At 68.6% G+C, this 24,093-nt stretch carries 20 protein-coding genes; 12 read left to right on the forward strand and 8 right to left on the reverse strand.

Going from position 1 to position 24,093, the window contains the following annotated elements; translation table 11 throughout:
- Positions 1-1,524: an acyl-CoA synthetase gene (locus tag ACSFBM_RS18875; RefSeq protein ID WP_435485706.1), complete on the reverse strand. Its 1,524-nt coding sequence runs from the start codon at positions 1,522-1,524 to the stop codon at positions 1-3.
- Between the two features lie 298 nt (positions 1,525-1,822).
- Between ACSFBM_RS18875 and ACSFBM_RS18880 the strand changes: the two genes are divergently transcribed.
- From ACSFBM_RS18880 to ACSFBM_RS18925, 10 genes are all read left to right on the forward strand, one after another.
- Entirely contained in the window at positions 1,823-2,980 is a 1,158-nt protein-coding gene (locus ACSFBM_RS18880; RefSeq protein ID WP_435485707.1) for an acyl-CoA dehydrogenase family protein, read from the forward strand.
- 13 nt (positions 2,981-2,993) lie between these two features.
- Positions 2,994-3,827, forward strand: coding sequence for an SDR family oxidoreductase (locus ACSFBM_RS18885; protein ID WP_435485708.1), 834 nt, complete (start codon positions 2,994-2,996; stop codon positions 3,825-3,827).
- Between the two features lie 83 nt (positions 3,828-3,910).
- Positions 3,911-5,026, forward strand: coding sequence for an AraC family transcriptional regulator (locus ACSFBM_RS18890; protein ID WP_435485709.1), 1,116 nt, complete (start codon positions 3,911-3,913; stop codon positions 5,024-5,026).
- Between the two features lie 35 nt (positions 5,027-5,061).
- Positions 5,062-6,606, forward strand: a complete 1,545-nt coding sequence (locus ACSFBM_RS18895; protein WP_435485710.1) for an acyl-CoA synthetase — start codon at positions 5,062-5,064, stop codon at positions 6,604-6,606.
- A gap of 24 nt (positions 6,607-6,630) precedes the next feature.
- Positions 6,631-7,374 carry an SDR family NAD(P)-dependent oxidoreductase gene (locus tag ACSFBM_RS18900; protein WP_435485711.1) on the forward strand — a complete coding sequence of 248 codons (744 nt, stop codon included), beginning with the start codon at positions 6,631-6,633 and terminating at the stop codon, positions 7,372-7,374.
- Between the two features lie 29 nt (positions 7,375-7,403).
- Entirely contained in the window at positions 7,404-8,699 is a 1,296-nt protein-coding gene (locus ACSFBM_RS18905; protein WP_435485712.1) for an acyl-CoA dehydrogenase family protein, read from the forward strand.
- A gap of 5 nt (positions 8,700-8,704) precedes the next feature.
- Positions 8,705-9,784, forward strand: coding sequence for a phosphotransferase family protein (locus ACSFBM_RS18910; protein WP_435485713.1), 1,080 nt, complete (start codon positions 8,705-8,707; stop codon positions 9,782-9,784).
- Positions 9,781-10,776, forward strand: coding sequence for an NADP-dependent oxidoreductase (locus tag ACSFBM_RS18915; RefSeq protein ID WP_435485714.1), 996 nt, complete (start codon positions 9,781-9,783; stop codon positions 10,774-10,776). Before ACSFBM_RS18910 ends, ACSFBM_RS18915 begins: the two co-directional genes overlap by 4 nt.
- Positions 10,777-10,817: 41 nt before the next feature.
- Positions 10,818-11,972 (forward strand): CaiB/BaiF CoA transferase family protein, encoded by a 1,155-nt coding sequence (locus ACSFBM_RS18920; RefSeq protein WP_435485715.1) that lies wholly within the window; start codon positions 10,818-10,820, stop codon positions 11,970-11,972.
- Positions 11,969-12,724 (forward strand): SDR family NAD(P)-dependent oxidoreductase, encoded by a 756-nt coding sequence (locus ACSFBM_RS18925; RefSeq protein ID WP_435485716.1) that lies wholly within the window; start codon positions 11,969-11,971, stop codon positions 12,722-12,724. The genes ACSFBM_RS18920 and ACSFBM_RS18925 overlap by 4 nt, the downstream gene beginning before the upstream one ends.
- Here the strand turns inward: ACSFBM_RS18925 and ACSFBM_RS18930 are convergent, their stop codons facing one another.
- Together ACSFBM_RS18930 and ACSFBM_RS18935 are read right to left on the reverse strand one after the other, a co-directional pair.
- A complete protein-coding gene (locus ACSFBM_RS18930; RefSeq protein ID WP_435485717.1) occupies positions 12,725-14,428 on the reverse strand; it encodes a long-chain-fatty-acid--CoA ligase in 1,704 nt (567 codons plus the stop codon).
- A gap of 10 nt (positions 14,429-14,438) precedes the next feature.
- The gene (locus ACSFBM_RS18935; RefSeq protein WP_435485718.1) at positions 14,439-15,224 is read right to left on the reverse strand and encodes an enoyl-CoA hydratase-related protein; all 786 of its coding nucleotides are present in this window, start codon (positions 15,222-15,224) and stop codon (positions 14,439-14,441) included.
- 155 nt (positions 15,225-15,379) lie between these two features.
- On the opposite strand from ACSFBM_RS18935, the gene ACSFBM_RS18940 reads away from it, so the two are divergent.
- Positions 15,380-16,360, forward strand: coding sequence for a Bug family tripartite tricarboxylate transporter substrate binding protein (locus tag ACSFBM_RS18940; RefSeq protein WP_435485719.1), 981 nt, complete (start codon positions 15,380-15,382; stop codon positions 16,358-16,360).
- Positions 16,361-16,401: 41 nt separating this feature from the next.
- Here the strand turns inward: ACSFBM_RS18940 and ACSFBM_RS18945 are convergent, their stop codons facing one another.
- From ACSFBM_RS18945 to ACSFBM_RS18965, 5 genes are all read right to left on the reverse strand, one after another.
- On the reverse strand, positions 16,402-17,253 hold the full coding sequence (locus ACSFBM_RS18945; protein WP_435485720.1) for an enoyl-CoA hydratase-related protein: 852 nt from the start codon (positions 17,251-17,253) through the stop codon (positions 16,402-16,404).
- 4 nt (positions 17,254-17,257) lie between these two features.
- Complete coding sequence (locus tag ACSFBM_RS18950; protein WP_435485721.1) at positions 17,258-19,402, reverse strand: 3-hydroxyacyl-CoA dehydrogenase NAD-binding domain-containing protein; 2,145 nt, start codon at positions 19,400-19,402, stop codon at positions 17,258-17,260.
- A gap of 9 nt (positions 19,403-19,411) precedes the next feature.
- Positions 19,412-20,617, reverse strand: a complete 1,206-nt coding sequence (locus tag ACSFBM_RS18955) for an acetyl-CoA C-acetyltransferase (RefSeq protein WP_435485722.1) — start codon at positions 20,615-20,617, stop codon at positions 19,412-19,414.
- A 163-nt stretch (positions 20,618-20,780) separates the two neighbouring features.
- Positions 20,781-21,776, reverse strand: a complete 996-nt coding sequence (locus tag ACSFBM_RS18960; protein WP_435485723.1) for an NADPH:quinone oxidoreductase family protein — start codon at positions 21,774-21,776, stop codon at positions 20,781-20,783.
- Positions 21,777-21,801: 25 nt separating this feature from the next.
- Positions 21,802-22,776, reverse strand: coding sequence for a tripartite tricarboxylate transporter substrate binding protein (locus ACSFBM_RS18965; RefSeq protein WP_435485724.1), 975 nt, complete (start codon positions 22,774-22,776; stop codon positions 21,802-21,804).
- A 266-nt stretch (positions 22,777-23,042) separates the two neighbouring features.
- Between ACSFBM_RS18965 and ACSFBM_RS18970 the strand changes: the two genes are divergently transcribed.
- Positions 23,043-24,068, forward strand: a complete 1,026-nt coding sequence (locus ACSFBM_RS18970) for a PDR/VanB family oxidoreductase (protein WP_435485725.1) — start codon at positions 23,043-23,045, stop codon at positions 24,066-24,068.
- The last annotated feature ends 25 nt before the right edge of the window (positions 24,069-24,093 follow it).

Consider the following 24,093-nt stretch of genomic DNA (forward strand, 5'->3'; position numbering starts at 1 on the left):
TCAGATCTTCCGGCCCGCGGCCTGCCAGAACGGGTCGCGCAGCCGGCGCTTGAAGATCTTGCCGCTGTCCTCGCGCGGCAGCGCGGCGTGAAAGTCGAAACGGCGCGGCACCTTGTACTTTGCGATGCGGGTCGCGAGGAACGCACGCAGCGTGTCTGCGTCGGGTGCGGTGCCAGGCATCGGCTCGATCGCCGCGGCCAGCGATTCGCCCATTTCCTCGTCGGGTATGCCGAACACCGCGCAGTCGCGGACCCAAGGGCACTGCAGCAGCACTGCCTCGATCTCGGCCGGGTAGATGTTCACGCCGGCCGAGATCACCATGTCGGAGCGGCGGTCGCACAGGTAGAGATGGTCGTCCTTCACGTAGCCGACGTCGCCGCAGCTGATGAGGCCGTCGCGCTCCACCTCCCTGCGTTTCTCGGGATCGTTGTGGTACGTGAAATCGGCGTAGGCGGGCACGCGCATGAAGATCTCTCCGACCTCGCCGGGCGCCACCGGCCGGCCGTCTTCTCCGTAGAGCACCATGCGCGCATCGGGGGTGAGGCGGCCCACGCTGCCGGGGAAGGCCAGCCAGTCTTCGGGTGTGCTGAGCGTGGCGGTGCCGACCTCGGTGCCGCCGTACGTTTCGTAGACCACCGGGCCCCACCAGTCCATCAGCGCGCGCTTGGTCTCGGCCGAGCAGGGCGCGCCGGTGTGCGTCACCCACTTCAGCGAGCTCAGGTCGTGGCGCCGGCGCACGTCCTCGGGCAGCTTGAGCATGCGCACGAACATCGTGGGCACGGCCACCATGTGGGTGATGCGGTGCCGCTCGATGGCGGCGAGCACGGCCTCGGCGTCGAACTTGGTCTGCATCACCAGCACGTCGCAGATCGGCAGGGCCTGGCGCGCGCACGCGTTGGGCGAGGCGTGGTACAGCGGGCCACCGATGAGCACACGCACGCCCGGTTGCAGGCCGTACACGCTGCGCAGCAGCTCCACGTACGCGGCCGCCTGCTCGGGTGTGGCCGCGTCGCGCTTCACGCCCTTGGCCCGGCCTGTGGTGCCCGAGGTGTAGATCATGGTCGCGCGGCTGCGGCGCGGCGGGCCGTCCCAGGGTGCGAAGGCTTCCAGCCAGGCGCTCCATTCGGTCGCGTCGGCGGGTAGTTGTGTCTCGGCGGGCGCAAGCGAGAAAGCGCTCACCGCCTCCGGCGGCGTCGGCACGGTGAGGACGATGGTGCCGGCGGGAATCCGGTCGCGGATCGGCGCCAGCAGGTCCGCATGCGCTACCAGCACCTTGGGCTCGACGTCGCCCACGATGTAGAGCACTTCCTCCGGCTTGCCGTGCCAGTTGATCGGCACCGCATAGGCGCCGAGTGCTGCGGCGGCCTGCTGCGCTTCGAAGAAGGCGAAGTCGTTGCGCAGCAGCAGCGCGATGGCGTCGCCTTCGCGCACCCCCGCCGCGTCGAAACCGCGCGCCGCGCGCAGGGCGCGCTCCATCAGCGCATCGCGCGCCATGCTGCGCTGGTCGAGGATCACCTGGCTCATGTCTTCGTGTCTCCGTGGTCTGCGATCAAGCAAGCCGGGCCGTCAAAAACCCGCGAGATTGTCAATGGTTCAACATATGATAAGTCGCGCCCCGCCGCGGTGGCAAGAGGGCGACCCCCATGCAGGAGACAACGATGAGGGTTTTCGAGGGCTTGAAGGTGCCTGGTGGCGGGCTGCGACGTGCGCATCAGCACGACCGGCAGCGCGAAAGATTCGGCTGCGGCGCGCAGTAAGGCCAATCGGGTTGTGAAGTTGCGCCATTGAGCACAGCGGCGCCGGACGGGACACTGGCTGCATCATGAGCCAATCACCCTGGATGACCCCGGAACTCGAGAGCTTCCGCGACACCGTAAGGCGCTTCTACGACAAGGAGCTTGTCCCCAACGAGGAGCGCTGGGGGCGCCAGCAGCACGTGGACCGCGAGGTCTGGCGCAAGGCCGGCGCGGCCGGCCTGCTGTGCGTGGGCATCTCCGAGGCCTATGGCGGCGGCGGTGGCAACTTCATGCACGAGGCGATCCTGTTCTACGAGCAGACCCTGGCCATCGTGCCCGGCCTGGGCAACGGCGTGCATACGGGCATCGTCGCGCACTACCTGGAGAACTTCGGCACCGAAGCGCAAAAGCACGACTGGCTGCCGCGAATGGCCAGCGGCGAGCTGGTGGGTGCGCTGGCCATCAGCGAACCCGGCGCAGGCTCCGACGTCCAGGCCATCCAGACCCGCGCGGTACGCCAGGGCGACCACTATGTGGTGAACGGCGCGAAGACCTTCATCAGCAACGGCCAGTTGGCGGACCTGGTGTGCGTGGTGGTGAAGACCGACCCCGCTGCGGTATCGCGCGGCATCTCGCTGCTGGTGGTGGAGACCGCGAAGGTCCAGGGCTTTCGCCGCGGCCGGGTGCTCGAAAAGATCGGCATGCACGCGCAGGACACCTCCGAGCTGTTCTTCGACGACATGCGAGTGCCCTGCGCCAACCTGCTGGGGCCGGAAGAGGGGCAGGGCTTTCGCCAGCTCATGAAGGAGCTGCCGCGCGAGCGCGTGGTGACCGCGATGAGCGCGCAAGGCTCCATGGACCGCGCCATTGCGGAGACGCTGGCCTACGCGCGCCAACGCAAGCTGTTCGGCGACACGCTGTTCGACTTCCAGAACACCCGCTTCAAGCTCGCGGAGTGCCAGACCAAGGCCACCGTGTCGCGTGCCTTCATCGACCGCTGCATAGACCAGCTCGCGCGCGGAGAGCTCGATGCGACCACCGCTGCCATGGCCAAGTGGTGGTGCACCCAGACCTGTGGCGAGATCGTCGACGAGTGCCTGCAGTTGCACGGGGGCTACGGCTACATGACCGAGTACCCGATTGCCCGGATCTACCAGAACGTGCGCATCGGACGCATCCTGGCGGGCAGCAACGAAGTCATGAAGGAACTCGTGGCGCGCGACATGAAGCGCGCCTCGGAATGAAGGCAGCCTGCAGATGAACAACGACATCAACGATGCGTTCCGCCCTCGCATCCTCCAGGGCAAGGTCGCCGTGGTGGCCGGTGCGTCCAGCGGAATCAATCTTGGCATCGCGCAGCATCTCTGCCGCGCGGGTGCCAGGGTTGCCATCTTGAGTCGCAGCGCGGAACGCATCGAAGCGGCCGCGCGCGCGGTCTCGCCCGACCGGGCCGAGGCGATCGGTCTTGCCGCGGACGTGCGCGACTACGACGCCGTCTCGGGCGTCTTCGCCGAAGTCGCGTCGCGCTTCGGGCTCATCGACATTGTTGTCTCCGGGGCTGCCGGCAACTTCCACGCCCCAGCGGCGCAGCTGTCGTCGAATGGGTTTCGCACGGTCATCGAAATAGACCTGATCGGCACGTTCAACGTGCTGCGCGCGAGCTTCGATCACTTGCGGCGGCCCGGCGCATCGCTCATGTCGATCACCGCGCCGGGCGGCGCCCATCCCTCGATGTTCCAGGCCCATGCCAACTCGGCCAAGGCAGGCATCAACATGCTCACCAGATGCCTGGCCATGGAGTGGGGACCGGGCGGCGTCAGGGTGAACGCGATTTCGCCGGGGCCCATCGCGGGCACCGAAGGCATGGCGCGCCTGGCGGCCACGCCGCAGCGCGAGGCACTGCTCAAGGGCCGGCTCGCATTGCGCGACTACGGCAGCAAGCGCGACATCGCCGACGTGGCGCTGTTCCTGTGCAGCGACAACGCGCGCTACATCACCGGGACGGTGATCGACTGCGACGGTGGCAGCGCCCTGGGCGATGCCTCGGGCGACGCCCTGGCGCCGTCCGCCCGTGCCGCTGGCAAGCCCTGATTGACACCACCGTGGCGAACTTACTAGCATTGGATCAACCATTAAAAAGAGTGCTTCGGCTCGTTCGCACTCAAGGAGACGCCATGCTGTCAGCTGCTTCCGCCACGCCCGTCGCGTATGCCCAGCCCCTGTTCGACAAGGCGCGTGCCGAGGACAGTCCTGCCAGGGGTCTTCATCACACGATCCCCATGTGCTACGTGCTTTCCTTTCTCGGCGGCGCGCAGGACCGTGGGATGGATGTGCCCGCGCTGCTTGCGCGCCATGGGATCTCGCCCGCGATGATCGACTCGCCGCTCTCGCGCGTTTCGGTGGCGCAGTTTGCCGCGCTGCTCAAGCACCTGCGCTGGCGCATGCGGGACGAACTGCTCGGTTTCGGAAGCCGGCCCGTGAAGCTGGGCACCTTCGTGCTCGCAACACGCCAGATGATGCGCTGCGCCACGCTCGGCGATGCCTTGCGCGTGGGTTTCGGCATCTACCGCCTTGCCATCGACGAGTTCAGCGCCCACCTGCGAATCGAAGGTGCGATGGCGCGCGTGGTCATCGGTGAAAGCGCGGCGGGGCGTCGGCCCGGATTCATCCAGTCGGCCTTTCTGTATTGGGTGCTGGGGTTGGCGTCGTGGCTGGTGCAGCAACGCATTGCGCTGCGCGAGGCCGCGCTCAGTCGCGACCTGCCGTCCGATTCGTATCGCGAGAGCGGCCATCTGTTCAACGTTCCGATGCGCTTCGGCGCGCCCACATCGAGCATCGCATTCGATGCGAGCTGGCTCGCAGAGCCTGTCGTGGCCGATCCGCCGCACCTCCAGGCCTTGGCTCGTGAACTGCCGGGTGCGCTCCTGGTGCGCTTTCGCGACCACTCGAGCTTGACCGAGCGTGTGCGGCTGCGGCTGCAGCACCAGCTTGCCACGGGCCTGCCGTCGCTCGAGCAGACCGCCTGGCACCTGAAGATGACGCCGCATTCGCTGCGGCGTCGCCTCGCCGAGCACGGCACCAGCTTCCAGGGCATCAAGAACGCGCTGCGCCGCGATGCGGCCATCGAGTTGCTGACGCGCTCCAGCCTGCCCTTGGGCGACATCTCGCAACAGCTCGCCTTCTCGGAGCCCAGCACGTTCCATCGCAGCTTCAAGCTGTGGACCGGCGTGGCCCCGGGCGAGTACCGGCGCATGCACGGCACCGTGCAGGCGGGGCCGGAAGGCACCTGAATTTTTCCGTTTCCGATCCACTCGAAAAACCGGCCATGAACCATCCGTCGATCATCGCGCGCTCGCATCCCGACAAGACTGCTGTCCTCATGGCGGAATCAGGAGAACGGCTGAGCTACGCGCAGCTCGAGGCGCGCTCCAACCAGGGCGCCCATTTCCTGCGCGCGCTCGGCCTGAAGGCCGGGGCCCATATCGCAGTGATGCTTGAGAACCATCTGCGCTTCTTCGAGGTGTACTGGGCCACCCAGCGCGCGGGTCTCTACTTCACGCCCGTGAGCACCCACCTGAGCGCGCAAGAGGCGGCCTACATCGTGAACGACTGCGGCGCCTGCATCGTGGTGTCTTCGGCGGCGCTGGCCGACAAGGCGCACGAGCTCGTGGCGCTTTGTCCCGGCGTCGAGCATTTCGTCAGTGCCCATGGCCAGGTCGAGGGCTACGCCTCGTGGGAGGAGCACACGCGCAGGCAGCCCGAGTCTCCGATCTCCGACGAGGTAGGCGGTCACAACATGATGTACTCGTCGGGCACCACCGGCAAGCCCAAGGGCATCAAGGTTCCCTTCGCGAACAACCCGATCGGGGCGATGGTGCCGATCATGCAGGTGTTCTCGCGCAGCTTCGGTTATGACGCGGACACGGTCTACCTTTCGCCCGCGCCGCTGTACCACTCGGCTCCGCTGGGGTTCTGCGCGACCGTGCAGCGGCTGGGCGGCACCGTGGTCGTGATGGAAAAGTTCGATCCCGAGGCTTTCCTGGCGAACGTGCAGGCGCACCGGGTCACGCACACCCAGGTCGTGCCGACCATGTTCGTGCGGCTGCTGAAACTGCCCGAGGAGGTGCGCGCGCGGTACGACGTGTCTTCGCTCGTGTGTGCATTGCACGCTGCTGCCCCCTGCCCGGTGGACGTGAAGGCCCAGATGATCGACTGGTGGGGCCCCTGCATCTACGAACAGTACAGCGGCTCCGAGGGCATCGGCTGCACCATGATCTCCGCGCCCGAATGGCTCTCGCACAAGGGGTCGGTGGGCCGTGCGCTGATGGGCGAGGTGCGCATCGTCGCCGAAGACGGCAGCCTGCAGCCGACCGGCACGGCGGGCGCGGTCTACTTCGCCAACAGCCGCCGCTTCGTCTATCACAACGATCCCGGCAAGACAGCGCAGGCCTTCAACGACCAGGGCTGGTCGACGCTCGGCGACGTGGGCTATCTCGACGAGGAAGGGTACCTCTACCTGACCGACCGCAAGGCCTACATGATCATTTCGGGCGGGGTCAACATCTATCCGCAGGAAGCCGAGAACGCGCTGGCCATGCACCCCGATGTGATCGACGTGGCCGTGTTCGGCGTGCCCAACGCCGAGTTCGGCGAAGAGGTGAAGGCGGTGGTGCAGCCGGCCGACTTCGCGCGCGCGGGCCCTGCGCTGGAAGCCGCCCTGATCGCCTACTGCCGCGAGCGCCTCGCCTCGATCAAGTGCCCGCGCAGCATCGACTTCGAGGCGCAACTGCCACGGCAGGACAACGGCAAGCTCTACAAGCGGCTCCTGCGCGACCGCTACTGGACAGGCCACGCAAGCCGCGTGATCTGAAGCGACAGCGCCAAGGAGTCACCCATGCAACACCAGGCGGCATTCGACTTTGCCGGCAAGACCGCGCTCGTGGTCGGCGGCACCAGCGGTATCGGCAACGGCATCGCGCAGGCTTTCCGCGCCGCGGGCGCGCAGGTGCACGTCTGGGGCACGCGCGCCGGCCCGGGCAACTACCACGCCGACGAGGGCAGCGACCTCGAGGGGCTGCACTTCTCGCGTGTCGACGTCTCGGATGCGGCGGCCATCCAGGGCTTTGCGCCGGGCTTCGAGCGCCTCGACGTCCTGGTGCTGGCACAGGGCGCGGTCGAGTACCGGCGCGCCGAATTCGAGGACGCGACGTTCCGCCGGGTCGTCGACGTCAACCTCAACAGCGTGATGTCGTGCGCCAGCCGGTTTCATCCGCTGCTCAAGGCCGCCGGCGGCACGGTGATCGTGGTGAGCTCCATCTCCGCCTACCGCGCCGCGCTGGGTACGCCGGCGTATGCCGCATCGAAGGCCGCGGCCCTCTCGCTCACACGTTCCCTGGGCGCAGCCTGGGCCCACGACGGCATCCGGGTGAACGGCATCGCGCCCGGGCTCGTCGCCACCAAGATGACCCGCGTCACCACCGGCAATCCGCAGCGGCTGGAAACCACGCTCGCACGAATTCCGGCGAGCCGTATCGGCACGCCCGCCGACATGGCCGGCGTTGCGCTGTTCCTCGCTTCTCCGCTCGCGCAGTACGTGATCGGCCACACCATTCCCGTCGACGGCGGGCTCAGCGCCTGAGGGCGTTGCACAACTTCAGGAGACAACACATGAGCTGGGGATTCGAAACCGACGAGGCGTTCCAGAAGGAACTCGACTGGATCGACGACTTCGTGCGCAACGAGGTCGAGCCGCTCGACCTGCTGCTCGACAGCCCCTACAACGTGGCCGACCCCGCGCGCAACCGCCTGGTGCGCCCGCTGCAGCAAAAGGTGCGCGAGCGCAAGCTGTGGGCCTGCCACCTCGGCCCCGAGTTGGGCGGGCAGGGCTACGGGCAGGTGAAGCTGGCCCTGATGAACGAAATTCTCGGGCGCTCGGGTTTCGCACCCACGGTGTTCGGCTGCCAGGCGCCGGACTCCGGCAACGCTGAAATCCTGGCGCACTACGGCACCGAGGCGCAGAAGAAGCGCTACCTGCATCCGTTGCTGGCCAACGAGATCGTTTCCTGCTTCGCCATGACCGAGCCGCAGGGCGGCTCGGACCCCCAGGTCTTCACCACGCGTGCCGAACGCGACGGCGACGACTGGCTCATCAGCGGGCAGAAGTGGTTTGCATCGAACGCCAGCTACGCCTCCTTCTTCATCACGATGGCGGTGACCGACCCGGACGTGTCGGCCTACAAGGGCATGTCGATGTTCATCGTGCCGGCCGGCACGCCCGGCCTGGAGATCGTGCGCGATGTGCACCTGGCAGGTCGCAAGGCCCACGGTCATGGTCACGGCTACCTGAGCTTCGACCGCGTCCGTGTGCCGGCCGACCACATGCTGGGCGGACCGGGGCAAGCGTTCGCGGTCGCGCAGACGCGCCTGGGCGGCGGGCGCATCCACCATGCGATGCGCACCATCGGCGAGGCGCGCAAGGCCTTCGACATGCTGTGCGAGCGCGCCGTGTCGCGGCGCACGCAGCACGGCAGGCTGGCCGACAAGCAGCTGGTGCAGGCGATGGTGGCCGACTCTTGGATCGAACTGGAGCAGTTCCGCCTGCTGGTGCTGCGCACGGCCTGGCTGATCGACAAGCACAACGACTATCAATTGGTGCGCAAGGACATCTCTGCCGTGAAGGCGGCCATGCCCAAGGTGCTGCACGACATCGTGGCGCGCGCGATCCAGGTCCATGGTTCGCTCGGCCTCACGGACGAGATGCCGCTGGTCGAGCAGATGGTGTCCTCCTTCATCATGGGCCTGGCCGACGGACCGACCGAGGTGCACAAGATCACGCTCGCCCGCGAGCTGCTCAAGCAGGTGACGCCATCGACCGAACTGTTCCCCAGCTACCATCTGCCGCGTGCGCGCGAACGTGCAATGGCCTTGTACGGCGCGGCGCTCGAAGGCGCCGACGGGCTTTGACAGCGATGCAGGCAACAGCCGAGGCGCAGCCGCAGGCGTGGCACGACCTGGTCGACCCGGCGGCCCTGGCTGCGTGGATGGACACGCAGGGGCTGGGAGGACGCGACGGTGGAACGATCGCCAACGCCACCCTGCTGGCCGGCGGCACCCAGAACGTTCTGCTGAAGTTCGACCGAGGCGCACGCAGCTTCGTGCTGCGCCGCCCGTCGCGCCACCTGCGGGCCAACAGCAACGAAACCATGGGCCGCGAGGCCCGCGTGCTGGCCGCACTCGCGGGCAGCGCGGTGCCGCACCCGTCCTTGATCGCAGCCTGTGCCGATACGGCCGTGATTGGCGCGGCCTTCTACCTGATGGAACCGGTGGATGGCTTCAATGCGACCCACGTCGGCTTGCCGGCCCTCCATGCGTCCGACCCTCTGGTGCGCAGGCGCATGGGCTTCGCGATGGTCGATGCCATTGCCGCGCTTGCGGCGGTCGACGTGGCGGCCGTCGGGTTGGCTGACTTCGGTCGTGCCGAGGGCTTTCTTGAACGGCAGGTGCCACGATGGCGCAAGCAGCTCGAAGGCTATGCCGCATGCGAAGGCTGGCCCGGCCCGCAGTCCTTGCCCGAGGTGCGCAAGGTGGGCGAATGGCTTGACGCGCATCGACCGGCTGATTTCACGCCCGGCCTGCTGCATGGGGACTTTCACATCGCCAACATGATGTTTCGCCACGACGGCCCCGAGCTCGCGGCCGTGGTCGACTGGGAACTCGCGACCGTGGGGGATCCGCTGCTCGACCTGGGCTGGCTGCTGGCGACCTGGCCGCGCCCCGACGGCTCGCACCACACGCCGAACCGGGTCCAGCCGTGGAGCGGCTTCCCGCTCGCGCAAGAACTGGTGGAGCGCTACGCGCAGCGCAGCCAGCGCGACCTTTCGGCCATCCGCTGGTATGCGGTGCTCGCCTGCTACAAGCTCGGAATCATCCTGGAGGGCAGCCACGCACGCGCTTGCGCGGGCCAGGCATCGCGCGACACCGGCGAGCGGCTTCACAGTGCCGCGCTCGGCCTCTTCCGGCGCGCTGTGGACTGGATCGAGCAGCCATGAACCGGCGCATCGTGCTGGCGGCGAAACCGAAAGGGCGACTGGACGCCGCGCATTTCCGGCTCGAAGACGCGCCCATGCCCGAGCCCGCGCCGGGTGAACTGCTGGTGCGGGTGCGCTTGCTGTCGATAGACGCCGCCAACCGGGCATGGATGCAGGCCGCGACCTATCGCGACGAGCTGCAGGCCGGCACGGTCATGGCTGGCACCGGCGTGGGGCAGGTCATTACTTCGCGGGCCGAGGGCTTTGAGCCCGGTGACTTGGTCACGGGTGGCGTCGGCTGGCAGGACCATGCCGTGCTGCCCGCCGCGCAGGTCCGGTTGCTGCCACGCCGGGAGCCGGTCAGCCACCTGCTGAGCGTGTACGGCACTTCGGGCCTCACTGCCTGCCTGGGCCTGGAGAAGGTCGGCCAGCTGCAACCCGGCGAAACCGTGGTGGTGTCCGCGGCCGCCGGCTCGGTCGGTTCGCTGGCCGGGCAGATCGCCAAGCGGATGGGCGCGCGCGTGGTCGGCATTGCGGGCGGCCGCTCGAAGTGCGACTGGCTGGTCGACGAACTGGGTTTCGACGCGGCCATCGACCACCGCGCCGGCCCGTTGGCACCGCGCCTGCGCGAGGCGGTGCCCGAGGGCATCGACGTGTACTTCGACAACGTGGGCGGCGAGGTGTTCGGCGCCTGCCTGTTCGCGATGAACGACTTCGGACGCATCGTCTGCTGCGGCGCGGTGTCGCAGTACGACGGGCCCACGCCGCCACATGGACCGCGCGGCGTGCCGGGGCTCATCGTGCTCAAGCGCTTGCGCGTGCAGGGCTTCTTCTTGCCCGATCACGAAAGCGAGCGCGATGACGCCCTCGGTCGCCTCGAAGCCTGGGTGCGCAGCGGTGCCCTGCGGGTGCCTGAAGACATCGTCGAGGGCCTGGAAAACGCGCCGGCCGCGCTCATCGGCCTGCTCGCCGGAGAAAACCGCGGCAAGCGGCTGGTGCGCGTCGCACCCTGAAAACACGCCTCATCCGATCAACCGACACGAAAGACACGCACATGCCAGGACCGCTTGCAGGAATCAGGGTGCTCGAAGTCGCGAGCATCGGCCCCGGGCCCTTCTGCGCCATGATGCTCGCCGACATGGGCGCGGAGGTGGTCCGCATCGACCGCCGTGCCGACGTCGGCCGCACGCCCTGGCTGCCGCCGCGCGCCGACATCCTGTCGCGCGGGCGGTGTTCGCTGGCGCTCGACCTCAAGCAGCCTGAGGGTGCGCAGGTGCTGCTCGACATGGTCGCGCAGGTCGACCTGCTGATCGAAGGCTTTCGCCCCGGCGTGATGGAGCGGCTGGGCGCAGGGCCCGAGGCCTGCCTCGCGCGCAACCCGAAGCTGGTGTACGGCCGCATGACCGGCTGGGGCCAGAGCGGTCCGCTGGCGCAGGCGGCCGGCCACGACATCAACTACATCGCCCTCAGCGGTGCCTTGCACGGCATCGGCCACCCCGACACCGGACCCGTGCCGCCGCTCAACCTCGTGGGCGACTTCGGCGGCGGCGGCGCGATGCTGGCCTTCGGCCTGGCCTGCGCGCTGATCGAGGCGCGCGGCTCGGGGCGCGGCCAGGTGGTGGATGCGGCGATGACGGAAGGCTCGGCGCTGCTGATGTCGATGTTCTACAGCACCCATGCGGCCGGCCGCTGGCATCCGCTGGGCGAGAACATGCTCGACGGCGCGGCGCATTTCTACGGGACCTACCGCTGCGCCGATGGCCAGTGGATCGCGCTGGGCTCGGTCGAGCCGCAGTTCTACGCGCTGCTGCTCGACACGCTGGGCATCGAGAACGCCGCCGAATGGCCGCAGCACGACCGCGCCCGCTGGCCGGAGTTCAAGCGCAAGCTGGCCGAACGCTTCGCCACGCGCACCCGCGACGCATGGTGCGCGCTGATGGAGGGCACTGACATCTGCTTTGCGCCCGTGCTTGATCTCGACGACGCGCCGCGGCACCCGCACGCGGCGGCCCGCGGAAGCTTCGTGGCGATCGACGGCGTGATGCAGCCCGTGCCGGTGCCGCGCTTCAGCCGCAGCCAGCCCGAAACGCCGCGCGGCGCACCGGTCGTCGGTGCGCACAGCGAGGCCTTGCTGGCGGCGTTCGGCTTCGACGCCGCGCGCATCGAGACCTTGCGCACCGCCGGCGTGTTCGCGCAGGCCGCGGCATGAAGCGCCTGGAGGGCCGGGTGGCTGTCGTGACCGGCGCGGCTTCGGGCATTGGCGCGGCCACGGCGCGACTCTTCGAGGAGGAGGGCGCGCGCGTGCTCGCGGTCGACCGCGATGCGGTTCTGCTGGCCGAAACGCACGCCGGACGGGACGGCATTCGCACGCTGGCACAGGACTTGACCGGTGAGGACGCGCCGCGTGCCGTCGTCTCCGGGGCGCTCGCCGCATTCGGCGCCATCGACATCCTGTTCAACAACGCCGGCACCAGCGCCAACAGCCTGGCCGAGGCCATGACCGACGCCCAGTGGGATTTCGTTCTCGACGTGAACCTGCGTTCGATGTTCCGGCTCACGCGCGAGGCCGTTCCGGCGCTGAAACAGCAGGCCGCAAAGACAGGCCGGGCGCGCATCCTGAACACTTCGTCGGTGATGGCGCGCGACACCGACATCGGTCTCGCGGCCTACACCGCTTCCAAGCACGGCGTGGCGGGATTGACGAAGACGCTGGCGCTGGAGCTCGGCAAGTTCGGCATCACGGCCAATCACATCCTGCCCGGCGCGATCGTCACCGGCCTTACGCGGCGCAGCTTCGGGCAGGCGCACATCAGCGCCGTGTGGGAGAAAAAGGCCGCGCTGCGCCGGCTGGGCCAGCCCGTCGACATCGCGCGCGCCGCGCTGCTGCTGGCAAGCGACGAGGCGGACTTCATCACCGGCCACGGGCTGGTGGTGGACGGCGGGCTCACGCTGCGCGCCTGATCAGCCGCGCGCGCGCTCTTCCTCCTGCAGCCGCCGCCAGTCGATCTTGCCGGTGCCCGCACGCGGCAGCCGCTCGACGAATTTCACGCTGCGGGGGCATTTGTAGGCGGCCATCTGGCTGCGTGCCCATTCGATCAGCTCGGTTTCGCTGACCTGGTGCTGCGCGCCCCGGCGGCGCACCACCACCGCCTTGACGACTTCGCCGCGGCGCGGATCGCGCGCGGCGATGACGCAGGCCTCCTGCACCGACGGGTGCATGTGCATGAGGCTCTCGACCTCGGCGGGCCAGACCTTGAAGCCCGAGGCATTGATCATCCGCTTGAGCCGGTCGACGATGAACAGGTAGCCGTCGGCGTCGCGGTGCACCAGGTCGCCGGTGCGCAGGAAGCGGCGCCCATCGATCTCGCGGAAGGTCTGCGCATCGGCCTGGGGATTGCGCCAGTACCCCTTCATGACCTGGCCGCCGCTCACCAGCAGTTCGCCGGTCTCGCCGTCAGGCACCGGCACGCCGGTGACGGGGTCGACGATGCGCACTTCCACCCCGAAGGTGGGAATGCCCAGGCACTGGCGCTTGCTGTGCAGCGGCGGATTGCAGGCGGCCATCGACGCGGTCTCGGTCATGCCCCAGCCCTCCAGATAGCGCACGCCCAGTTCATCGGACAGGCGCCGGTTCACCGCCTCGGGAAGGCCGGCGCCGCCACCCGTCACGGTGCCCAGGCTCGCGATGTCGAACGCTTTCAGGTCCTCCAGCGCCAGCAGGTCGAGCAGCATTGCCGGCGATACGCCCCATTGGTTGACGCGATGCCGCTCGATGAGCATCGCCGCGCTGCGAGCGTCCCAGCGCGGCAGCAGCACCACGGTGTTCGCCATGAAACCGGCGGTGGTGATGAGCGATTGGAAGCCCTGCATGTGGAACATCGGTGCCACGCCGAGCACGACGGTGTCGGGTCGGTCGCCGCGCCAGAGCGCGCTGGTGATGCCGCCGGTCATCAGGCTGGCGTGGGTGTGCATGCAGCCTTTGGGCTTGCCGGTGGTGCCCGAGGTGTAGGCGATCAGGCAAAGGTCGTCGGGAGCGGCGGCACGGGCGGCGGGCGGGTGTGCCGCCGCGAGGGCGTCGGCCCAGTGCACGGTGCGCCGATCCGGCAGCGGCGCCCGGGGCGCGCGCACCCATTCGGGCACGTCGTCTGCGCGAGCTTCGGTACCTGGGCCGTCGAACGCATCGCCGTAGGTGAAGACCAGCAGGTGAGACAGTGCGGTGCCGAGCAAGGGCGCGACACGCTCGAGCAGTTCCTGCGCCACGATGGCGACGCGCGCGCCGCTGTCTTCGGCGCAGTGCGCGATCTCGGGCGTGAGGTTCATCGGGTTGACCGGCACTGCGACCGCATCGGCTCGCAACACGGCATGCACCGCGGTGGCGAACTGCGGCGAGCTCTGGCCGATCACCATCACCCGGTCGCCGCGTTCCACGCCGGCGTGCCGCTGCAGGTGGCCGGCAATGGCCTCCGCATCGCGCCGCAGCCGGGCGAAGGTGGTCACGCTTTCGAAGTAGCGGTAGGCCGGCTTGTCGGGATAGCGCTCGGCGGCGACCTCGATGTTGTGGAACAGGTGCGTGCGCGGCACGTGCAGCGTGGTGGGCAGGCCCTTGGGCCAGAACGGCGAAGCGGCGGAGCGAAGCGGGGCGACGGCATCGGTCATGTTCGGCATGGTGCGGCTTTCAGTGTCCGGTCCAGCGCGGGGCGCGATGCTCGGCGAAGGCGCGCGGGCCTTCGAGGTAGTCGTCGGTCTTCACGAGGCGCGCGATAGCTTCCCGGGCCAGCGCCTGAAGGGCAGCTTCGTCCAGGTCGGGGACGCGGCGCGCAACGGCCAGGCTCTCGGTGACCGCGAAGGGCGCGTTCGCACAGACGCGCGCGGCCAGTTGCAGCGCGCTGTCCATCACCTCGTCGGGCGCGACCACGCGATTGACCAGGCCCAGCGCCAGCGCCCTTTGCGCATCGATGGTGTCGCCGGTCGCGATCATCTCCAGCGCAATGGCGCGGGGCAGCGAGCGCGGCAGGCGGTAGATGCCTCCGGCCGCGGCGATGAGCCCGCGCTGCACCTCGGGCAACCCGAAGACCGCGCGCTCCGAGGCCACCACCAGATCGCAGGCAAGCATGAGCTCCAGGCCGCCGGCCACCGCCGCGCCATTCACTGCGGCGATCCAGAGCTTGCGTCGCTTTGCGTTGACGAAGCCCGCAAAGCCTCCGTTGGGGGTGGAGCGCGCGCCCGGCGCGCTGCCGCCGGCCAGCTCCTTCAAGTCGGCGCCGGCGCAGAACGCCTGGCTGCCGGTGCCGGTGAGGATGGCCACGCGAATCTGTGCATCGGCCTCAACGGTTTGCACATGTCGCTCCAGCGCCTGTGCGAGCGCGGCATTGACCGCGTTGCGTGCCTGCGGGCGGTTGAGCGTCAGCACCGCGATGTGGGCGCCGACCCTGTGGAGCTGGACGACATCTTCAGGGTTCACGGAGTTCCTTCTGCAGCAGTGCTGCGGGTAGGGCCGGGTCGGCATTTCGGCCAACGCGTCTGCGCGACTGCGCCATTGCGGGACGGGGCGGCCCCTTTCCATACTGGCCGCAGGCGGACATCGATCCGCCGCACCACCACCCCTGGAGACAAGACATGCATCCTCGATTTCAATCCGCGCGCCTGTTGCGCCTTGCATTCGGCGCCGTGGCGCTGGCCGCAGCGCTGGCGTCCCATGCGCAGGACTACCCCACGCGCGCAATCGCGCTGGTCGTGCCCTTTCCCGCCGGTTCGCCCGTCGATGCGATGGCCCGCGAGATTGGCGCCGACCTGCGCACGACGCTCGGCCAGCCGGTGGTGGTGGAAAACCGCCCCGGCGCCAGTTCGCTCACCGGCACGCAGTACGTTGCGCGCGCCGCGCCCGATGGCTACACGCTGCTGCTCATGACCACCAGCCACCTCATCAACGCGCAACTGCAGCCCAAGCCGGGCTACGACCCGTTCGACAGCTTCGTGCCGGTGACGGAGCTCATCAAGTCGCCGGTGGTGTTCGTGGTGCGCTCGACGCTGCCGGTAACGAACATGGCGCAGTTCACCAACTACGCCAAGGGCCGTTCGGTGTCCTACGCCACCTGGGGCATCGGCTCCAACACCGACATCTACGGCGCGATGATTTCCGACGGCATCAAGGCCGAGCTGCTGCGCGTGCCCTACAAGGGCGAAGCGCCGCTGGCCAACGACCTGCTCGGCGGCCAGGTCGACAGCGCGATGATGACCGTCGGCATGTACAAGGCCCAGTCGAAGACCGGCAAGCTGCGCGCCCTGGCGGTCAACGGGCCGAAGCGGCTGGCTGCCTTCCCCGAACTGCCAACGCTGCTGGAGTCCGGCGTGCCGGGGCCGAGCGTGGCCGGGTTCGCGGGCATCCTGGTGCCGGCCGGGACGCCGGCGGCCATCGCGGACAAACTGGCCGCGCACATCCAGCAGTACATCCATAAGCCCGAGGTCGCGGCGCGCTGGAACGAGCAGTGGGGCTTCCAGGTTTCGGCCGTCCATCGCGCCGCGTTCGGCGAGCTGATGCGCAAGGACGCCGTGCGCTGGAGCGAGGCCATCAAGTCGGCCGACATCAAGCTGGACTGAACGGGGCAGGGTGCGCCGCGTGAGCATGGGCTTCAGCCGGGTCAGTCCATCGCGCGGCGCGGCGGCAGGTCGACGAAGTCCGCCGTGCGGCGCTCGGCGTTGGCCCGCGCGGCATCCATGACCTGTTCGCCGGGCACGAGGCCCGCGATCCACAGCGCCGCCTGCTCCAGCGTGTCGGCGGTGCCGTGGTCGCGGCCATAGGTGATGAGGCGCTTGGAGCCGGTCACCGCCAGCGGTGCCTTGGCGGCGATGTCACATGCCACGGTCCGCACGCTGTCGATCATGTCCTGCTGCGTGGCGAAGACCTGGTTCACCAGGCCGCGCTCCCTCGCTTCGGCGGCGGGCATGCGTCGGCCGGTGTAGGCCAGTTCGCGCACCACGCCCTCGGGCACGAAGCGCGCAAGGCGCGGAAAGGTGCCCATGTCGGCCGGCATCCCGACGTTGATTTCATGGATGCAGAAGAAAGCGTCGGCGCTCGCATAGCGCATGCAGCAGGCGCTGGCCAGGTCGAGCGCGCCGCCGATGCAGCCGCCCTGGACCGCGGCGATCACCGGCATGCGGCACTGTTCCAGCGCGGTGAAGCAGCGCTGGAACGCCAGGATGCCTTCGTAGCGCGCCATCGGGCTGGTCAGACGAGCACGGCGCTCGCCGTCGGGGCCATTGGACGAAGCGCGGAAACTTCCGAACATCGAGGTGTCGACACCGCTGCTGAAGTAGCTGCCGGTGGACGAGATCACGAGCACCCGCGCCTGCGCCGCATCGTCGAGTTCGCGCACCGCCCGCGGCAGTTCGCGCCAGAACGCCAGCGACAGGGCGTTGCGCTTCTCGGGCCGGTTCAGCACCAGGTGCGCGACACGGTCGCGCACCTGCAGGTCGAAGCATTCGAAGTTCATCGAATCAATCGAAGCGTTCGCCGGCTGCGGCCTTCCTTTGCAGCAGCGGCGGTGGCGCGAAGCGGCTGCCGTAGCGTTCCGCCAGCATGGTGGCGCGATCGACGAAGCGCGGCAGCCCGTAGCCATTGATGTACTGCACCGTGCCGCCGGTCCAGCGCGGATAGCCGACGCCAAGGATGGAGCCGATGTTGGCGTCGCGCGCCGAAGCAAGCACGCCTTCTTCGATGCAGCGCACGGCCTCGATCGCCTGCGCGAACAGGAAGCGCTCTTTCAGGTCGTCGAAGGGCGCGGCGTTGCCGCAGGGCGGGAAGTGCTTCGTCAGATCCGCCCACAGCGTCTTCGGCTCACCGGCCGGGTAGTCGTAGAAGCCGCCGCCGCCCGCGCGGCCTGGGCGGCCCAGCTCGTCGACCATTTTCTCGAGCACCGCCCAGGCCGGGTGCTGCGGCAGCGGCTTGCCTTCGGCTGCAAGGTCTGTGGTTGCCTGCCTGCGAACGGAAAGCGTGAGGCTCATGGCCACCTCGTCCATCACCGCGAGCGGGCCGACCGGCATGCCGGCCTGCAGCGCCGCGTTCTCGATGGTCGCGGCGTCGATGCCTTCGGCCAGCATGGCGGCGCCTTCACGGGTGAACGTGCCGAACACGCGGCTGGTGTAGAAACCGCGGCTGTCGTTCACCACGATGGGCGTCTTGCCGATCTGCTTGACGAAGTCGTAGGCGCGCGCCAGCGTGTCGTCGGACGTGCGGCGACCCTTGATGATCTCCACCAGCGGCATGCGGTCGACCGGCGAGAAGAAATGCAGGCCGATGAAGTTCTCCTGCTGCTCGTACGCCGTCGCCAGGCCGGTGATCGGCAGCGTCGAGGTGTTCGAGGCCATGATGCCGCCGGGGGCCAGGTGCGGCGAGGCTTCGCGCACCACCTGCGCCTTGACCTCACGGTTCTCGAACACTGCCTCGATCACCAGGTCGCAGCCGGCCAGGTCGGCTGCGTCGGCGGTGGGGGCTATGCGCTGCAGCGCGGCCTGCATGCGTTCCTCGCTCATCGCACCCTTGGCCACCCGCTTGGAGAAGACCTTTTCGCTGTAGGCCTTGCCGAGCTCGGCCTTCTCTGCGGTCGTGTCTTTCAGCACACAGGCCACGCCGCGCGAGGCACATGCATGCGCGATGCCCGCGCCCATCATGCCGGCGCCCAGGATGCCCACCTTCGAGAAGCTCGCATGCGGCACGCCTTCGGGGCGGCCCTTGCCGGACTTGACCTCGTTTATCTGGAAGAAGAATGTCGTGATCAGGTTCTTTGCAACCTGTCCGGTCACGAGTCCGACGAAGTGACGCGTCTCCACGCGCAGCGCGGTGTCGAAATCCACGCTCGTGCCTTCGACGGCTGCCGAAAAAATCGCCTCGGGCGCCGGGTAGCAACCCTTGTATTTGCGGATCAGCGTGACGGGCGCTGTCTTCAACCATGCGAGCGGTGCCGGTGCGCTCGCAGTGGCGCCAGGCAGCCGATAGCCCTTGCGGTCCCAGGGCTGGGTGGCGTCGGCATGGGTGGCGATCCATTCGCGTGCGAGCGTCAGCAGCGCAGGGATATCGCCGGCCACGCCGTCGACCAGGCCGAGCGCCTGCGCCTTGGCAGGGGAGAACAACGTGCCCTCGAGCAGGAAAGGCATGGCCTTCTCGAGTCCGAGGTGGCGCACCATGCGCACAACGCCGCCACCGCCCGGCAACAGGCCGAGGCCCACCTCGGGCAGGCCCAGGTCGAGCTTGGGGTCGTCCAGCGCAAAGCGCGCATGGCAGGCCAACGCCAGCTCGAAACCGCCGCCCAGCGCGGTTCCGTTGAGGGCCGCGACCACCGGGCGGCCGAGCTTTTCGAGCCGCCGCATCATCGCCTTCATCGCCATCGCGCGGTCGAACACGGCCTGGCCGTCGTCGGGGCCCACGGCCAGCAGGTCGTTCAGGTCGCCGCCGGCAAAGAAGGTCTTCTTGCCCGAGGTGAGGATGACGCCGGCGATGCCCTCGCGCTCGGCCTCCAGCCGCTCGACCGCGCCGCCCAATGCCTGGCGGAACACGCCGTTCATGGTGTTGGTGGCCTGGCCCGGCATGTCGATGGTCAGGGTGACGACGCCGGTGCCGTCCTTGTCGAAAGTGATCGCTGTCATAGGAGGTGTTCAGAGTCGTTCGATGATGGTGGCGATGCCCATGCCGCCGGCCACGCACAGCGTGACCAGGCCGCGCTTGAGTTGCCGGCGCTCCAGCTCGTCGAGCAGGGTGCCCAGCAGCATGCAGCCGGTGGCGCCCAGCGGGTGGCCCAGCGCGATGGCGCCGCCGTTCACGTTGACCTTCTCGGCCGGCACCTGCAAGTCGCTCATGAAGCGCAGCACCACCGAGGCGAAGGCTTCGTTCACCTCGAACAGGTCGATGTCGTCCACCGTGAGGCCGGCCTTGCGCAGCGCGATACGGCTGGCGGGCGCGGGCCCGGCCAGCATGATGGTCGGCTCGGCGCCGACCACGCCCACCGACACCACGCGGGCGCGCGGCACCAGGCCCAGTTCGCGGCCCTTGGCCTCGGTGCCGATCAGCATCAGCGAAGCGCCGTCCACGATGCCCGACGAATTGCCTGCGGTGTGCACGTGGCGGATGCGGTCGACCTGCGGGTACTTGAACTGCGCGATGGCGTCGAAGCCGAACTCGCCCTGCTGCGCGAACGCCGGCTTGAGCCGGCCCAGCGATTCGGCCGTGGTGTCGGGCCGGATGTATTCGTCCTGCGCGAGGATGGCCAGGCCGTTCGCATCTGTCACCGGCACCACCGAGCGGTCGAACCAGCCCTGCGCGCGGGCGTGCGCGGCCTTGCGCTGGGAGGCCGCGGCAAAGGCATCGACGTCGTCGCGGCTGTGGCCGTCGAGCGTGGCGATCAGGTCGGCGCCGATGCCCTGCGGCACCGGCTGCAGCCGGAAGTTGAGCGGCGGGTAGGTGTCCCGGGCGTTCGGCGCGCCGCCCATCGCGATGCGCGACATCGACTCCACGCCGCCCGCCACCACCAGGTCTTCCCAGCCCGAGCGCACCTTCTGCGCGGCGATGTTGACGGCCTCCAGGCCCGAGCCGCAGTAGCGGTCGAGCTGCACGCCCGGCACCCGCCAGTCCCACCCCGCGTACAGCGCGGCGGTCTTGCCGATGCACATGCTCTGCTCGCCGTAGGGCTGCACGCAGCCGATCAGGGTGTCCTCGATCTGGGCGGTGTCGAGGTCGTTGCGGCGCTGCAGCGCCTGCATCAGGCCGCCGAGCAGCGCGATGGGGTTGACTTCGTACAGGCTGCCATCGGCCTTGCCCTTGCCGCGCGGCGTGCGCAGTGCATCGAAGATCATTGCTTCCTGCATGGATTCTTCCTTCTTTCGGTAGACGTGTCAGGTGTTGCAGGCGGCTTCGCCTGCGCCCCACCCAGTGTGTGCGGCCACGGCGGCGTGCTCAATGACGGATGAGCGCAATGTCGTTGGCGGGAATGAGCAACCGCTGCCGCCGCTGCAACCGCCTTGTGCGGGTTCAGGCGGCTTGTCGCGCGCCGTGCCTGAAGGTGAAGACCACACGGCCGAAGCCGTTGCGGTCGTTGGTCTTTTCAGCCGCTTCGCTGAAGCGCTCGACCGGCAGCACATGGCTGACCAGCGGGCGGATGCGGCCCTGCGCGTACAACGCCAGCACTTCGGTGCGCAGCTCGTGCATCAGCGCCGGTGTGCGTTCGCCTGCCTGCCGCGCGTCCACACCGACCAGCGAGGCGCCTTTGACGATGCTCAGGTTGGACTTCAGCGCGCCGATCTCCCCGCCCGCGAAGCCCACCATCAGGTGCCGTCCGCCCCAGGCGAGGGTGCGAAACGCAGCGTCTGTCGCATCGCCCCCGACGGGGTCGTACACGACGTCCACGCCGCCTGGGGCGGCCAGCGCCTTGACGGCGGCCTTCCAGTCGCCGGTGGTGTCGACCACCGCATCGGCACCGGCGGACATTGCCGCGGCGCGCTTCGCATCGGTCGACGCAGCGGCGATCACACGGGCACCGAGAATTTTCCCGAGCTGCACCGCGGCATGCCCCACGCTGCCGGTTGCTCCCAGCACGAGCAGGGTTTCGCCCGGAGAGAGCCGGGCACGCGAACGCAGCGCATACAGCGAGGTGAGGTAGGGCGCAAGAAGCACCGAGGCTTCGACCAGATCCGCCTGCGGCGGCAGGGCAAACGCCAGCGCCTGGGGAATGCAGATGTATTCCGACCATGCCCCCATGCGCGTGCCGCAGACCCGGTCGCCCGGCTTCAGGCGACCGTCGGCGCCTTCGCCCAATGCGTTCACCTCGCCGCTGAACTCGCTGCCCGGCACGAAGGGCGTGGGCGGCTTGACCTGGTAGCCGCCCCGCGCAAGCAACAAGTCGACAAAGGAGATGCCGCAGGCACGTACCTTGATGCGCACCTGGCCGGCGGCGGGTTGGGGAACGGCCGCTTCTTCGAGCAGGATTTCGTCTTCGGGTCCGTACCCCCGGACAAGCAGTGTTTTCATTCGGGAATCTCTCCGCGGCATTCGCTCACTCGATGCGGATCGAGCTGTCTTTCTTGATGGCAATCCATTCCTGCCTGGCTTTTTTCATCACCTCTGCGAAGGCCGCTGGCGTGAGCGGGGCAGCGACCTCCAGAGCGTTGTTCGCCATGTCCTTGCCGAACTCCGGCGTGGCCATGATCTTGTAGATGACGGTGCTCAGCCGCTCGACCACCGGCTGTGGCGTTCGCGCCGGGGCGAAGACGCCGCAGAAGGTTTCAGTGCTGATGCCGGGAACACCTAGCTCTTCGAAGGTCGGTATGTCCGGCAAGCCCTTCCAGCGTGTGCGTCCGGAGGCGGCAAGCGGGCGAAGTCGGCCGTCGCGCCCGTACTGCACCGCGGTGGTGCTGGAAACGACGGCGGCATTCAGGCGGTCGCCCATGAGGTCGGGCAGCATGGGTGCCTCTCCCTTGTAGGGAATATGGTTCATCGTGATGCCGGCGCTGCGCCCCAGCATCTCGCCGAAGAAGTGCGAGCTCGAGGCATGCCCGGTGGTGCCGAAGCTGAACGGCGCCTTGGCGGCCTTGGCCTGCTGGATGAAGCTGTCCAGCGTCTTGGCGCCTTGCGGCGGCACGGCCCAGATGGCCGCGATTTCGTAGACCCGAGCCACCGGCGCGAAGTCTTTCATTGCGTCGTAGGTCACGTTGGGCAGCACGATGGGGTTGCTGACGAGCGCGGTCATGTTCATCAGCAGCGTGTAGCCGTCCGCCGGTGCGCGGGCGACCAGGTTCGTGCCGATCAGTGAATTGGCGCCGGGCCGGTTGTCCACGATGACCGGCTGCCCCAGTTCGGCCTCCATGCGGCGACTCAAGGAGCGGGCGATGGCGTCCGTCTGTCCTCCTGCGGGAAAGGGCAACACGATCGTGATGGCCTTCGACGGCCAGGGAGCGTCCTGTGCGACGGCTGCATTCAGCGCGGGCAAGGACGCCGCCAGCGCCAGCATCTGACGGCGATTGAGTGTCATGGTTGTCTCCGTTTTCTTGGCAGAAGCCGCGGCCCCTTCTTGCACGGCCCTGTCATGCCGAACACACCGGTGCGCAAGAGGCAGTGTGGGCCTGCGATGCGGCCGGCTCAATGACCGTTGCGCGCAAAGTCGTTGGCCGGAATGCGCAGCCGCGGCAGCCCGTGCAGCGGGGCATTTCGGCCTGTTCGACGGGCGTTTGCGGTCATGGTCCGCGAGGCCTGCGCGATCTAACCTGCGCCGCAACAACATCGAGAACGGAGACAGGCATGCGCGCAGACCAAGCCAGCGCCCCGGCGGCAGGCACCGTGGCGACTCCCACCGACCCGGCATCGTCCATCGTGCTGCAGGTCGCGGCACGACGTGACGAGGCGCAGGGCATCGTCTCCTTCGAACTGAGGCATCCCGAAGGACTGCCGCTTCCGTCGTTCGACGCCGGCGCGCATCTGCTCGTGGAAGCCGCGCCCGGCCTGACGCGCGCCTATTCGCTTTGCAACGACCCTGGAGAGCGCGACCGTTACCTGATAGCGGTGCTGCTCGGCCCCAACCCGCTTGGCGGCTCGGCTGCACTGCACCGGCAACTGCAGCCCGGCATGACGCTGCGCGCCAGCAAGCCGCGCAACGCGTTCCCGATGAGTCCGGGGGGGCGGCGAAGCATCCTGCTCGGTGGCGGCATCGGCATCACGCCGCTGCTGGCGATGGCCGAGATGCTGGCGGCCCGGCAAGCCGATTTCACCTTGCACTACTGCACGCGTGATGCGGCCCGCACGGCGTTTGCGCAACGTATCGCCGGCTCGCGCTTCGCTGCGAACACGCAGCTTCACTGCGACGACGGACCTGCATCCCAGCGTTTCGACGCCGAGTTCGTGCTGGCACGGCCGGCCGTCGACACGCATGTCTATGTGTGCGGTCCGGCGGGGTTCATGGCGCACGTCATGTCGACTGCGCAGCGCCTGGGATGGCCCGGAAGCCAGATGCACAGTGAGTTCTTCGCTGCACCCGAATCCGAACAAGCGCCGGCGACCGACGTCGGCTTCGAGCTTGTGCTGGCATCGAGCGGCCGCCGCATCGCGGTGCGCCCTGGGCAGAGCGCCGCGCAGGCGCTGCAGGACGCCGGCGTGCCGCTGGTGATGTCGTGCGAGCAGGGCATTTGCGGCACCTGCGTGACCACGGTGCTCGACGGCACGCCCGACCACCGCGACCACTACCTCACGCGAGAGGACCGGGAGCGCAACGACTGCTTCATGCCCTGCTGTTCGCGGGCGCTCGGCCGCGAACTGGTTCTCGATCTCTGACGTTTCACGTATTTCGCCAACCCAA

Source organism: Variovorax pasteuri (genome assembly GCF_051216435.1).
Classification (GTDB): domain Bacteria; phylum Pseudomonadota; class Gammaproteobacteria; order Burkholderiales; family Burkholderiaceae_C; genus Variovorax.